The following is a 13,137-nucleotide window of genomic DNA, read 5'->3' as shown; positions in this document are numbered from 1 at the left end:
AAGCTTCGTCTTATCCTTTTACAGGTGTGCGTTCTTCTAGTGTGTCAAAGGAATCACGGAAATGTTGGAAAGAGCGTTCGAAAATATCGATGAAATCTTCACCATAGATATTACGAATAACAGCCATTACATCTAAAAAATCAGGGAAACGGCCATATAAATCTTTTAATGCTAATGATCCTTCCAGTACGGAATGATACGTATTATGGTAGTTTTTATTCATCTCTATAATGAGCTCTGTGCCAGCTTCTGTAAGTTCAACATACGTATTACGTTTATCGTCATCACGCTTGGAAAACTTGAGAAAGCCACGCTCTTCTAATTTTTTGGAGAAATTAAATGCTGTAGAAACATGCATCACGCCAAATTTCGCAACATCAGAAATGGAAGCGCCTTTTAAATGGTATGAAATCCATAAAATATGGTGTTCATTAATATTTAAATCATAAGGTTTAATCCATTGTTGCCAATCCTTTTCAACCGCTTTCCACAGCGCTTTTGATAACTGTGCGATTCTTTGACTATAAAGCATCGCTTCTTTTTGTGTATATAATTCCTCTGACAAAGCCATCACCTACTGCTTTCTTTCACATTTTTAAAAATATTATAGCAGTAAAGGAAAAAAGTTTAAAGTTAGAAAAATTAAAAAATTGAAAAGTGGCTAAAAAATAATATTATAGCAATAGTTTTTGATAAAAATACAGATTATCTAACTATCGATAAGGACTTTAGTCGCTAACTTTTTCTTGAGGTTTTTTCTTATTTTCTGTAATTTGTGCAATGTTTTTCTCGATTTCGCTTATCGAATTCTGTAAAGCATCTAATTCTTGTTGTAAATTATTTTTCGTTGGTTCGATTTCTTCAGTAAAAGTCGTAATTGTTTGCTTTAAATCATTTATTATTTGTGGGATATTATTTTTCACTTCAATTGTTAATGCATTAACAGATTGTTTAACAGTTCCTACTTGTTGTTTTACATCAAGGAGCATACCCTTTGTTTGGTCAACATTTTGTTTAACAGAAGCACGTAGCTGTTGCCCAGATTGTGGCGTGGAGAAAAGCACAGCGATTGTCCCCCCGATAATTCCTGTAGTTAGTCCAAGTAAAAATGGTTTTGCTTTCATATTAGATACCTCATTTCTAGTCATGTTTATTTACTATTAAACCATGAAATGCACCAATACAAAAAGAAAAAAGAAACTAAACGAATGATTTGACCTTCACAGTTTAGTTTCTTTTGATTATTTAAAATGTTTACTTATGAAATTTGAGAAATAGCTGTATTGAATTTAGAGCGCTTCACTAATTTTGAAACAATTGGGTAAATAACGGCAAACGCAACAACGTTAAATACGACAGCTGGAAGGACAACGCCAATAAATAGCATCGCAAACGTCGCGCCAACATTTGCATTAAATACAAAAAGCGCTACTGCTAAGAAAACAGTTCCTGAAAGAATTGTTCCCAAGCCAACTAATACAGCAGATACGGCGAAATGACCTGCCAGTTTTTTGAGAATGATTAAAGCAGCTAAAAATACAAAACCAGTAACAGCTTTATCAATAATATTTGGAACTAGACCTGCTGGGAATGTTGTAAATAAACCTGAAAGCACCCCTGTTGAAAGAGAAAGTAGGAACGTTTCTTTCACTGTTGGGAATAACAGAATACCAATAAACATCATGGTTAACATAAAATCAGGCTTCATCCCATTCACCATTCCTGGTGTAACCACATAAAGTGCAGCACCGACACCAACTAATAGTGCCATTAATACTAAATTCTTTGTATTCATTTGAATCTCTCCTCGACTATGCTAATCTATTTGTCTCCTAACGTGTCCTCTTGACCGCTAGCGAAACTTATTTGTGATTGTACGCTAAATTTTTAAAATTTGCAATACAGTATTCTGAACATTCAGATGTTAAAATATTACAAATGGCTTATAGATTGGCTTTAATACTTTCTGCTACTTCTGTCAACTGCTCTGGTGAGTACTTTTGTGTTTGCCAAATTAAGCCTAGCCCTTCTTTTTCATCGTAACGCGGAATAAAATGTAAGTGGTAGTGGAAAACAGTTTGTCCAGCAGCAGCACCGTTGTTATTAATGGTATTCAAACCAATGGGCTGAAATGCTGCTTTAATAGCATTTGCAATTTTTGGCGCTACAGCATATAGATTACGCGCCACTTCCTCTGGCATTTCAAATAGATCTTGGCAGTGATGTTTTGGAATTAATAGTGTATGGCCCTTTGCAACAGGTGAAATGTCTGTGAATACATAGACATGATCGTCTTCGTAAATTTTTGTACTTGGAATAGAACCATCGATAATTTTGCAAAATAGGCAATCGCTCATAAGAATTTCCCCCTTAACGTATATGTAAGTACATTCTATCATACTCAAACCTGTATCATTTGCTAATTTTTGATAATATATAATACAAGAAGAGGAGTGAGAATATGTCAGTATTAGAGGTACAGCGTGTGACAGGTGGTTATACAAGAAAACCTGTTATTAAAGATCTATCTTTTACGATTGGAAAAGGTGAACTAGTTGGCTTAATTGGCTTAAATGGAGCTGGTAAAAGTACAACGATTAAACATATTATAGGAACAATGTTGCCAAAGGAAGGTGACATTCGTCTAAATGGTGTAACCTTAAAGGAAGATACGGACAAGTATCGTACAGCTTTTTCTTATATTCCTGAAACCCCTGTATTGTACGATGAGCTAACATTAAGAGAGCATTTAGAATTAACAGCAATGGCTTACGGTATTGACAAAGCAACACTGGATGCTCGTTCTGAGGTACTATTAAAAGAGTTTCGAATGGAGAAAAGATTAAATTGGTTCCCTTCACATTTTTCGAAGGGAATGCGTCAAAAAGTTATGATTATGTGTGCCTTTTTAGTGAATCCAAGTCTATATATTATTGATGAACCTTTTGTGGGATTGGATCCACTAGGTATTCAATCGTTATTAGACCAAATGGATGAAAAGAAAAAAGAAGGCGCTTCTATATTAATGTCTACACATATTCTATCGACAGCTGAAAAGTATTGTGATCGCATTATCTTATTGCATGAAGGAAAAGTTCGAGCACAAGGAACAATGGCTGATTTACGTCAATCATTTGCTATGCCGAATGCGACATTAGATGACCTCTATATTGCTATGACAAAGGAGCGGGACCATGAAGAACTTGCGTGATGTATGGTCCTCTCGCTTCATGCATTATATAGGAGAAGTACAAAAATATATGCAATTTATTTTTACAGGGCATATAGCCATCGTACTTGTATTTCTAATAGGAGCAGGGGGCTATCAATATAGCGAATGGCTGAAAGTTGTTCAAACAGACTTTCCAGCAGAAGTCCTGATAGCTGTTATCATAGGGATTTTATTGGCCTTTAGCCGTCCGACTACATTGTTGAGAGAGCCAGATCAAGTATACTTATTACCTTTAGAATCAAAGATGTCTTTGTACTTCAGCAAGGCGTTGGCTTGGACGTTTTGGTCTCAAGTGTGGATTGTAGCGATTGTCTATATTGTTAGTATCCCTTTATTAAAAGCCGTGACTGAATTAACAACGGTCGAAATATGGACAATATTTTTACTTACTATTGTGTTGAAATATCTAAGTGTTCGAGGAGAATTCAGCTATCGTTATAGTGAACGAGGGCAGATGGTTTGGGTAGATAGGTTTATCCGAGCTGTCATTTTTGCGGCTGCTGTTTATATGGGGCTTCATGCGCAGTTGTTATTAGCAGTAATCGCGACAGTTATTAGTGTTGTTTATTTGATGGTCTTTAGTAAAAAATCAGTTGGCGAACCAGTGCCGTATGAGCATTTTGTCAAGCTTGAACAGAATCGTATGATGAGCTTCTATCGTTTTGCAAATTATTTTACAGACGTACCTCATTTACACGGTAGCATTCGACGTCGAAGCTGGATGGACTGGCTCTATAAATTTGTACCATACGGTCAGGGAAATGCTCAAAAGTACCTGGTATTTCGTACCTTTATTCGGACAGATGACCATTTCTATTTATGGGTACGCCTTACTGCTATATCAGCAATCATTGCGGCATTTGTAGATATTCCTGTCGTTACATGGATTGTAGCGGGTGCACTCAGCTTTGCGACAACTATTCAGTTAAAACAAGCTCTGTTAGCCAGTGGCGAATTTCGAATGGACATGCTCTATCCGTTACCAGATCATGCTCGTCAACTAGCTGTGAAGCAAATTGTGCGTTTAGCCATGATTACACAAGCTATTGTTGTGGGCTTATGTGCTATGACACAACCAATGTTTTATATTGCCTTCATCATTGTTATGATGATTAGTGAATTAACGTCGAAGGTTTCAAAGTAGAATAAAATACTAAAAAGCTCATTTACCAATGATATTGTTGGATAAATGAGCTTTTAATTATTTAAATTTATTATGAATCTTCTTCTTTCGGTATAGCACTATAGGTAGTTACATAAGAAGCTGATGAGAAGATATTTTGCTGGCGTATCCCAGTTGAATCATCTCTTCTAGCATGGGCAGTTTCATAGGCTTTAGAACTCTTCCATGCCTCAAATGAATGGGGTCCATGCCATTGAGTCATGACAATGTAAGTATCACTCTTGATAGGCCTTAATAAACGGAAGGCAACAAAGCCAGGCTCGTTTTCAATAGCGCGTGAACGTTCTAAAAAGCGATGCTCGAAAACTGGTCTTCCTTCATCTGTTACAGGAATATTATTGAAAACAAAGAAACCATGTTCCTCTAAATCATTTACTGAATCTAGCACTTCAAATTTACGGGGTGTCGCAAATACTGTTTTTCCTTCTGTTTCATGTATCAGTACAGAGTTACCTTCGCCATGAATTAAAATCATATGTTCATTAGGATACTTATTTTTTACCTGTTCCAAAAAATCGCCAGTACCAGAAGTTAAATAAATATACATGAATTTATCCTCCTTATGAATCTTACTAATATAGCGTGATTATACCCTTTCTGGCGTAAGTCTAACGCTCCGTTCAAAAAGAATATGCCTAGAAAGAACAATTTTATGACATTTCACTAGGAAAACTATACAATAACAGAGGAAGCGTTTACTATTGGAAACGGATATCAATAATAAAGGAATAAACATGCGATTTTTTATAGTAAGAATTTATTGAGGGGAAGGAACTATTCATGACAACTTTTAATGATACACTTCTACGTGCTGCACGTGGAGAAAGGACCGCTCATACACCAGTTTGGTATATGCGTCAGGCAGGACGTTCTCAGCCAGAATACCGTGCCATTAAAGAAAAGTATTCCTTAGAGGAAATTACACATCAACCTGAGCTATGTGCGTATGTCACTCGTCTACCTGTAGAAAATTACAATGTAGATGCTGCTATTTTATATAAAGATATTGTCACACCTCTCCCTGGAATTGGGATAGATGTGAAAATCAAGGCAGGTGTTGGTCCTGTTATTTCAAATCCTATTCGTTCAGTAGCGGATGTAGAAAAACTAGGTGAATTCAATGCTAAAGAGCATACACCATTTGTATTAGAGACAATCAAATTACTTGCAGAAGAGCAATTAAATGTACCTCTAATCGGTTTTGCTGGAGCCCCATTCACACTTGCAAGCTACATGATTGAAGGTGGACCTTCAAGAAACTATAATAAAACAAAATCATTTATGGTATCAGAACCTCAAGCTTGGTTTGCTTTAATGGATAAACTTGCTGACATGATTATTGCAGATGTAACGGCTCAAATTAAAGCTGGTGCAAAAGCTATCCAAGTATTCGATTCATGGGTTGGAGCCCTAAATGTAGAGGATTACCGTGTATTTATTAAACCGATTATGACTCGTATTTTTGCAGAGTTGCAAAAAGAAAATGTACCATTAATTCAATTTGGAGTGGGTGCTAGCCATTTAGCAAGGGAATGGAATGATTTACCGATAGATGTTGTGGGCTTAGATTGGCGTTTACCGATTAAAGACGCACGTGCCAATGGTATTACCAAGCCTGTACAAGGAAACTTAGATCCATCTCTATTACTTGCAGATTGGTCAGTGATTGAGAAACGAACGAAAGATATTATTGATCAAGGTCTAGAAATGCCAGGTCATATCTTTAATCTTGGTCATGGTGTTTTCCCAGAGGTTGACCCAGATGTCTTAAAACGTCTTACAACGCTTATTCATGAATATAGTGCTCAACAAATTCAAGCTCGTTCTTAATAGAAGACAATCAGGCGTGAATCATATGACCTTTTCTATATAGGAAATTTTTATTTCAATGTAGAAAAGGGGCTGTCCAACAAGCCAGATTGGGCAGCTTCTTTTTATCACATAATGTATGAAAACATAAAACAATTTTAGAGGTGAAAAGGGTAATGAAAGAAGTTAAAGGCTTATTAGTAATGGCATACGGCACACCTTATAAAGAAGAAGATATTGAACCTTACTATACGCATATTCGTCATGGACGTAAACCTTCTGCAGAGCATTTAGAAGATTTACGTAGCCGCTATGAAGCAATCGGTGGTTTATCCCCATTAGCTGCGGCAACACAAGCACAAGCTGAAGCATTATGTACACGTTTGAACGAAGTACAGGATGCTGTAGAATATAAATTGTTTATTGGTTTAAAACATATTCATCCATTTATAGAAGATGCAGTAGAGCAAATGGTGGAGGAGGGCATAAAAGAAGCGGTTTCTATTGTTTTAGCTCCTCATTTCTCTACTTTCTCAATTAAGTCTTATAATGGTCGTGCTGAAGAGGCTGCAGGAGGTCGCTTAAAGATAACTTCTGTGGAATCTTGGTATGACGAGCCAAAATTCATAGAATACTGGAAACAACAAGTGAATGAGACATTCAATGCAATGTCAGAAGAAGAACGTGAGACAGCTTGTCTAGTTGTATCAGCACATTCATTGCCTGAAAAAATTAAAAACTTAGGTGATCCATATGAAGATCAACTAATTGAAACAGCTCGTCTTATTCAAGCTGCGACTGGTTTAAAAAATGTAGAGGTTGGCTGGCAATCAGCAGGCCAAACCCCAGAGCCTTGGATTGGTCCAGATGTTCAAGACTTAACACGTGAGCTATTCGAAGAAAAAGGCTTCCGTTCATTTGTTTATACACCAGTAGGTTTCGTAACAGAGCATTTAGAAGTGTTGTATGACAACGATTACGAATGTAAAGTTGTTTGTGATGAACTTGGTGCAAAATACTATCGTCCAGCGATGCCAAATACACATCCTTTATTTATTGATGCGATGGTAGAGGCGATTCATAAAAAATTAAGCTAAGCGAAAAGAAAGTGATGATGTTGGTGACTCAGAAAAGACGAAAGGTAGTTGTCATAGGCGGTGGCATTACAGGCCTTACAGCTGCGTTCTATATGCAAAAAGAAGCAAGCGCAAAAGAATTGCCATTAGATATCGTACTTGTCGAGTCGTCATTACGTCTTGGCGGAAAAATTCAAACTCTAAGAAAAGATGGATTCATTATTGAGCGTGGGCCAGAATCTTTTTTTGATCGTGAAAACTATGTCAATGCTTTAGCGAAGGATCTCGGGATCGAACAGAAACTATTAACAAGTAATGCGGGTCCAAACTATGTTGCTGTTGGTAGTCAGTTATATCCAATACCTAGTCATCTCCTATCTGGAGAGACACCACATATCTCTTCATTCATAACTTCTGGCCTGTTCTCACTTAGTGGTAAAGTTCGTGCGGCGGGGGACTTTTTCATTCCTCGTTCTACACAGGATGACGATCAACCATTAGGCGCTTTTTTTAGAAGAAGATTTGGTGCAGAGATTGTGGAAAATCTAGTAGAGCCCCTACTAGCGGGTACATTTGCAGGGGATATTGAGCAATTAAGTATGAGTTCAACCTTCCCGCAGCTTTATAGTTTAGAACAACAATATCGTAGTTTGCTGATTGGTATGAAGAAGTCAGGCACGAATTTCTTAAGCAATCATCACATAGCTGAAAATAAAGGTATCTTTCAAACCTTTAGCAATGGCCTTGAAACACTTATCGAAAGTATTGAAGAATCCCTACTTCCGGGGACAGTGATGAAGGGTGTCAAAGTAGAGGAAATTGAGCATGGTAAGGATGGTTCAGTTCAGGTGATGCTCAATAATTTTTCGCATATTAAAGCAGATGCTGTTATTATTGCTACCCCCTTTAATATGGCTGAAAAAATGTTTAGTAAGTTAAGTCTATTACATGAATTGGGCACTATGAAGGCTGCAACTATTGCAACCGTTACAATGGCCTTTAAAAAGGAACAACTCGGTGATTTAGATGCACTTTCTTTTTATGTCTCTCGAAATAGTGATTTTTCAATTACTTCCTGCACTTGGATGAATCGAAAATGGCCAGGTACTTCACCAGAGGATTATGTATTATTACGTAGTTATATTGGTCGAGTGGGTGACGAAGCAATTGTGGCGTTATCGGATACGGAGATCGAAAAAACCGTGCTACAGGATTTAAAGAAAACGATTGGTATCGATGGAGCACCGATCACAACTGTTGTAACACGTTGGAAAAATGCGATGCCACAATATACAGTTGGGCACGAGGCGAAAGTCCTTCGTATCAAGCAAGAATTACAAGAACATTTTCCAACTGTAAAGCTTGCAGGAAGCTCGTTTGAAGGAATATCAATTCCAGAATGTGTACAACAAGGTAAACAGGTTGCGAATGAAGTATTAATGGAAATGTTCAAGTAATGCAAATCAGATAGTACAAACATTTATTATCAATGTTTGTACTATTTTTTTATATTGTTACATGAAAAAGAAATAGCAAACCACAAAATAGTGGTTTGCTATTTCTACTAAGAGCTGTATTGCTGATTAATGTCCTAACGCTAAGAAATTCGATGACATGACCAAACAATACCACCAGAGTTAGCGCCGCCTAGTGTAAGAGAGATAGTCAATCCATTTGCTTCATAGAACAAATCAATCGTATCTCCAGCATTTAAATTCACTTCTCCTGCTAAAGTGATAGTGCCATTTCCAAGAACTGCGCGTAAAGTTAATACAAGCGCCACATTGACGTTTAGTACAGGGAACAAGCCACTAATTAAATTTGTAGTAGCATTTTGTCTAATTGCAAATGAAGGGTTTATTCCTGCTCCTAAAGTAACGGTAATAGCCGCAGCAGTGGAGTAGTTAATGGTTGCTTCAAAGGAATACCTACCTGTAGTTGGTACAGTGAATATCCCAGTTGTTGGATTGAAAGCAGGTGTTGTAAAGTATGGTGAAGCAACACTCCAGTTAGTGATTGAAGTAGATCCACTAACAGCCAACGTGTTTTTAAAGGCAGAGAATCCTTCAGTAAACGCAGCCCCAGTAGCACCGGTAGCGCCAGTAACGCCGATAGCCCCAGTTACCCCGGTAGCGCCAGTTACCCCAGTAGCGCCAGTAGGTCCGATTGCACCGGTAATGCCAGTAGCCCCGGTTACTCCAGTAACGCCGGTAGCGCCAGTTACCCCAGTAGGTCCGATTGCACCGGTAACGCCAGTAGCCCCGGTTACTCCAGTAACGCCGGTAGCCCCAGTTACCCCAGTAGGTCCGATTGCACCGGTAACGCCAGTAGCCCCGGTTACTCCAGTAACGCCGGTAGCCCCAGTTACCCCAGTAGGTCCGATTGCGCCAGCAACGCCGGTAACGCCAGTAGCCCCGGTTACACCAGTAACGCCGGTAGCCCCAGTTACCCCAGTAGCCCCGGTTACACCCGTAGAACCAGTAACCCCAGTAGCGCCGGTCTCACCCGTAGCCCCAGCAACGCCGGTAGCGCCAGTAGGTCCGATTGCGCCAGTAACACCTGTAGCGCCAGTAGGTCCGATTGCGCCAGTAACACCTGTAGCGCCAGTAGGTCCGATTGCGCCAGTAACGCCGGTAGCGCCAGTCAAGCCAGTAGCGCCGGTAGCGCCAGTAACGCCAGTAGCGCCGGTAGCCCCAGTAACGCCAGTAGCGCCAGTAGGTCCGATTGCGCCAGTAACGCCAGTAGCGCCGGTAGCCCCAGTTACCCCAGTAACGCCGGTAGCGCCAGTAGGTCCGATTGCGCCAGTAACGCCGGTAGCGCCAGTCAAGCCAGTAGCGCCGGTAGCCCCAGTAACCCCAGTAGCGCCAGTAGGTCCGATTGCGCCAGTAACGCCAGTAGCCCCGGTAACGCCCGTAGAACCAGCAACACCGGTAGCCCCAGTTACCCCAGTAGGTCCGATTGCCCCAGTAGCGCCAGTAACGCCAGTAGCGCCGGTAGCGCCAGTAACGCCGGTAGCCCCGGTAGCCCCGGTCACCCCAGTAACGCCAGTAGCGCCGGTTACCCCAGTAGCGCCAGTAACGCCAGTAGCGCCGGTCTCACCTGTAGCCCCAGCAACGCCGGTAGCGCCAGTAGGTCCGATTGCGCCAGTAGCGCCAGTAACGCCAGTAACGCCAGTAACGCCGGTTACACCAGTAACGCCGGTAGCCCCAGTTACCCCAGTAATGCCAGTCGCGCCGGTTACACCCGTAGAACCAGTAACGCCAGTAGCGCCGGTCTCACCTGTAGCCCCAGCAACGCCGGTAGCGCCAGTAGGTCCGATTGCGCCAGTAACACCTGTAGCGCCGGTTACACCCGTAGAACCAGTAACGCCAGTAGCGCCGGTCTCACCCGTAGCCCCAGCAACGCCGGTAGCGCCAGTAGGTCCGATTGCCCCAGTAGGTCCGATTGCACCGGTAACGCCAGTAGCCCCGGTTACTCCAGTAACGCCGGTAGCGCCAGTTACCCCAGTAATGCCAGTAGCGCCGGTTACACCCGTAGAACCAGTAACGCCAGTAGCGCCGGTCTCACCCGTAGCCCCAGCAACGCCGGTAGCGCCAGTAGGTCCGATTGCCCCAGTAGCGCCGGTAGCCCCAGTTACCCCAGTAGCCCCAGTAACGCCCGTAGAACCAGCAACACCGGTAGCGCCAGTTACCCCAGTCGCGCCGGTAGCGCCAGTAGCGCCAGTTACCCCAGTAGGTCCGATTGCGCCAGCAACGCCGGTAACGCCAGTAGCGCCGGTTACACCAGTAACGCCGGTAGCCCCAGTTACCCCAGTAGCCCCGGTTACACCCGTAGAACCAGTCACGCCAGTAGCGCCGGTCTCACCCGTAGCCCCAGCAACGCCGGTCTCACCCGTAGCCCCAGTAACGCCAGTAGCGCCGGTAGCGCCAGTTACCCCAGTACCGCCAGTCAAGCCAGTAGCGCCAGTAGCCCCGGTTACTCCAGTAGCGCCAGTAGCGCCAGTAGCGCCAGTAGCGCCAGTAACGCCGGTTACCCCAGTAACGCCGGTAGCCCCAGTTACCCCAGTAACGCCAGTAACGCCGGTCTCACCAGTAGCCCCAGTACCGCCAGTAGCGCCGGTAGCGCCAGTTACCCCAGTAACGCCAGTAGCGCCGGTAGCCCCAGTAACGCCAGTAGCGCCGGTTACCCCAGTAGCCCCAGTACCGCCAGTAGCGCCGGTAACGCCAGTAACGCCGGTCTCACCAGTAGCCCCAGTAGCGCCAGTAACACCAGTAGCCCCGGTAACGCCAGTCACACCTGTACTACCTGTAGGTCCAGTTATCCCCCCGGTTGGTCCTGTAGGTTTCACTGGCCAAATTGGACAACTTGGAATAGGACCAGTTTTACAACAACAGGGAAATGAATGACACTTACTGCAAACTCTATCTATAAAATTTCCAAAATGCATAATCTCACCTCCTCTCTCAAATATCGTATTCTGAGGAAGGAGAGGAGAGGTAGACACATAACTATTAATTACTTGTAAATAGAGAGTTATTTATAGATTCGTTGCAATTGTATTTAAGATAATTGGATGTTTATCCTATGAATAGAAGACGAAACTTTTTAGATGGTGATTGATATTTTTTAAGAGTCATTTTGATTGATTGTTAAAATACGCTTGAAATATTCTTTATTGTGTAGAATTTTTGGGTCATTCGGAATAAACGAGCCCGCTAATTCATTATGGGCATTGGCTAGTTCATATTGTTGTAAGCGATCGTAAAGAACACAGAGCTGTAAGTGGGGTAGCCATGTAGAAAAGCTTTTGTTTTGAAAGGGCGCATTTGGCTTCTGTTTAATCACTAGAGCTTGCTCATACCAAAATATAGCTTCGTAATTTCTAGATTGTTCCATAAAGTGATAACCTAGGCGACAGCAGGCTTCTGGTCGGGGGATATCGTATTCAAAGCTTCGTAGTATAGCGCTGAAATTGTTTCCTTTATCGTTTAAATGGGAATAGCAATCAGCTAATTTTAAGCAGGCACGTATGTTATCTTCAATCCACCCTAATTTGGACGTTAAAAATAATTCATAATAATAAATAGCTTCCTCAAACAGGCCATGATCTACTAATTCATTAGCAAAATAAAATGTATCACGTGGTGATAGTGTTTCTCCCGTTTCAATCAGTTGTCTATAAATCGTAATATTGCGGGAGTGATCATGGGTTAACGGTAAATGGCTGACAGCAACATCACTATCAAACAACATACCACAAACTTCTAAATATTCATGAACTGCACCAATCCATTGAAATTGCTTTTCCCTCCTGACAAGGCGATATCTTCTTATTAAGGTATCTGCATTTCCCTCATGATCGAAACTTAAATGATAATTCATAGAAACAGCATCAATATCGGAAGTAAGAGATGCTTTGAGTGCCTTTAATTTTTGGCGGTCTTCGTCTAAAAAAACATCGTCAGCATCAAGCCAGAGGATGTATTCTTTTGTTGCTTGTTGAAACGAAAAGTTTCGTGCTGCTGCAAAGTGATGTATCCATGTAAAATCAAAAATTCGGTCTGTATATTGTGCAACCACTTGCTTTGTACTATCTGTTGATCCCGTATCAACAATATTAATTTCGTCTACTATATCTTTGACAGAGTCAAGACATCGACCAATAACATCTTCTTCATTTTTTACAATCATACATAAGCTAATGGATATCATACTCTATTCCTCCTTACCATTATCTTTGTAATATATGTAAGGACGGAAATATTGGTTGGATGATTGAACTGTTAGAAGAATTGCGCGCCTGATATGTGAAATGTATTTTCATGGTTTGTCATAAA

At 41.4% G+C, this 13,137-nt stretch carries 12 protein-coding genes; 5 read left to right on the top strand and 7 right to left on the bottom strand.

The window, feature by feature from the left end:
• Window positions 1-10: 10 nt before the first annotated feature.
• From L6W14_RS18950 to L6W14_RS18935, 4 genes are all read right to left on the bottom strand, one after another.
• Window positions 11-571 (bottom strand): HTH-type transcriptional regulator Hpr, encoded by a 561-nt coding sequence (locus L6W14_RS18950; protein ID WP_004230760.1) that lies wholly within the window; start codon window positions 569-571, stop codon window positions 11-13.
• Window positions 572-728: 157 nt separating this feature from the next.
• Window positions 729-1,124 carry a YtxH domain-containing protein gene (locus L6W14_RS18945; protein ID WP_237898684.1) on the bottom strand — a complete coding sequence of 132 codons (396 nt, stop codon included), beginning with the start codon at window positions 1,122-1,124 and terminating at the stop codon, window positions 729-731.
• Between the two features lie 134 nt (window positions 1,125-1,258).
• Window positions 1,259-1,795 carry a tryptophan transporter gene (locus L6W14_RS18940; RefSeq protein ID WP_112116634.1) on the bottom strand — a complete coding sequence of 179 codons (537 nt, stop codon included), beginning with the start codon at window positions 1,793-1,795 and terminating at the stop codon, window positions 1,259-1,261.
• A 148-nt stretch (window positions 1,796-1,943) separates the two neighbouring features.
• Window positions 1,944-2,357 carry an HIT family protein gene (locus L6W14_RS18935; RefSeq protein WP_237898683.1) on the bottom strand — a complete coding sequence of 138 codons (414 nt, stop codon included), beginning with the start codon at window positions 2,355-2,357 and terminating at the stop codon, window positions 1,944-1,946.
• 104 nt (window positions 2,358-2,461) lie between these two features.
• Here L6W14_RS18935 and L6W14_RS18930 point away from each other — a divergent pair, with 104 nt between their 5' ends.
• A complete protein-coding gene (locus tag L6W14_RS18930) occupies window positions 2,462-3,211 on the top strand; it encodes an ABC transporter ATP-binding protein (RefSeq protein ID WP_131521106.1) in 750 nt (249 codons plus the stop codon).
• Window positions 3,195-4,376, top strand: a complete 1,182-nt coding sequence (locus tag L6W14_RS18925) for an ABC transporter permease (protein WP_237898681.1) — start codon at window positions 3,195-3,197, stop codon at window positions 4,374-4,376. The genes L6W14_RS18930 and L6W14_RS18925 overlap by 17 nt, the downstream gene beginning before the upstream one ends.
• Window positions 4,377-4,446: 70 nt before the next feature.
• Here the strand turns inward: L6W14_RS18925 and L6W14_RS18920 are convergent, their stop codons facing one another.
• The gene (locus tag L6W14_RS18920) at window positions 4,447-4,962 is read right to left on the bottom strand and encodes an antibiotic biosynthesis monooxygenase family protein (RefSeq protein ID WP_237898679.1); all 516 of its coding nucleotides are present in this window, start codon (window positions 4,960-4,962) and stop codon (window positions 4,447-4,449) included.
• A gap of 233 nt (window positions 4,963-5,195) precedes the next feature.
• Here L6W14_RS18920 and hemE point away from each other — a divergent pair, with 233 nt between their 5' ends.
• The 3 genes from hemE (at window position 5,196) to hemY (ending at window position 8,757) form a co-directional block, all read left to right on the top strand.
• A complete protein-coding gene (gene hemE / locus L6W14_RS18915; protein ID WP_131521109.1) occupies window positions 5,196-6,245 on the top strand; it encodes a uroporphyrinogen decarboxylase in 1,050 nt (349 codons plus the stop codon).
• A 155-nt stretch (window positions 6,246-6,400) separates the two neighbouring features.
• On the top strand, window positions 6,401-7,321 hold the full coding sequence (gene hemH / locus L6W14_RS18910; RefSeq protein WP_131521110.1) for a ferrochelatase: 921 nt from the start codon (window positions 6,401-6,403) through the stop codon (window positions 7,319-7,321).
• Between the two features lie 14 nt (window positions 7,322-7,335).
• Window positions 7,336-8,757 carry a protoporphyrinogen oxidase gene (hemY, locus tag L6W14_RS18905; protein WP_237898678.1) on the top strand — a complete coding sequence of 474 codons (1,422 nt, stop codon included), beginning with the start codon at window positions 7,336-7,338 and terminating at the stop codon, window positions 8,755-8,757.
• Window positions 8,758-8,897: 140 nt separating this feature from the next.
• Here hemY and L6W14_RS23220 read toward each other — a convergent pair whose 3' ends face one another.
• Both L6W14_RS23220 and L6W14_RS18895 read right to left on the bottom strand, forming a co-directional pair.
• Window positions 8,898-11,747: a beta strand repeat-containing protein gene (locus L6W14_RS23220; protein ID WP_371824158.1), complete on the bottom strand. Its 2,850-nt coding sequence runs from the start codon at window positions 11,745-11,747 to the stop codon at window positions 8,898-8,900.
• A 179-nt stretch (window positions 11,748-11,926) separates the two neighbouring features.
• On the bottom strand, window positions 11,927-13,012 hold the full coding sequence (locus tag L6W14_RS18895) for a glycosyltransferase family 2 protein (protein WP_131521113.1): 1,086 nt from the start codon (window positions 13,010-13,012) through the stop codon (window positions 11,927-11,929).
• Window positions 13,013-13,137: the final 125 nt, after the last annotated feature.

The organism is Lysinibacillus sp. ACHW1.5 (assembly GCF_022014815.1).
Lineage (GTDB): Bacteria > Bacillota > Bacilli > Bacillales_A > Planococcaceae > Lysinibacillus > Lysinibacillus capsici.
The sequence above is the reverse complement of the archived record's forward strand: the minus strand, read 5'-3'. Positions and strand labels throughout refer to the sequence as shown.

Coding starts and splice junctions, on each gene's coding strand:
- L6W14_RS18950 (WP_004230760.1), bottom strand. CDS start 571: ATGGCTTTGTCAGAGGAATTATATACACAAAAAGAAGCGATGCTTTAT.
- L6W14_RS18945 (WP_237898684.1), bottom strand. CDS start 1,124: ATGAAAGCAAAACCATTTTTACTTGGACTAACTACAGGAATTATCGGG.
- L6W14_RS18940 (WP_112116634.1), bottom strand. CDS start 1,795: ATGAATACAAAGAATTTAGTATTAATGGCACTATTAGTTGGTGTCGGT.
- L6W14_RS18935 (WP_237898683.1), bottom strand. CDS start 2,357: ATGAGCGATTGCCTATTTTGCAAAATTATCGATGGTTCTATTCCAAGT.
- L6W14_RS18930 (WP_131521106.1), top strand. CDS start 2,462: ATGTCAGTATTAGAGGTACAGCGTGTGACAGGTGGTTATACAAGAAAA.
- L6W14_RS18925 (WP_237898681.1), top strand. CDS start 3,195: ATGAAGAACTTGCGTGATGTATGGTCCTCTCGCTTCATGCATTATATA.
- L6W14_RS18920 (WP_237898679.1), bottom strand. CDS start 4,962: ATGTATATTTATTTAACTTCTGGTACTGGCGATTTTTTGGAACAGGTA.
- hemE (WP_131521109.1), top strand. CDS start 5,196: ATGACAACTTTTAATGATACACTTCTACGTGCTGCACGTGGAGAAAGG.
- hemH (WP_131521110.1), top strand. CDS start 6,401: ATGAAAGAAGTTAAAGGCTTATTAGTAATGGCATACGGCACACCTTAT.
- hemY (WP_237898678.1), top strand. CDS start 7,336: ATGATGTTGGTGACTCAGAAAAGACGAAAGGTAGTTGTCATAGGCGGT.
- L6W14_RS23220 (WP_371824158.1), bottom strand. CDS start 11,747: ATGCATTTTGGAAATTTTATAGATAGAGTTTGCAGTAAGTGTCATTCA.
- L6W14_RS18895 (WP_131521113.1), bottom strand. CDS start 13,012: ATGATATCCATTAGCTTATGTATGATTGTAAAAAATGAAGAAGATGTT.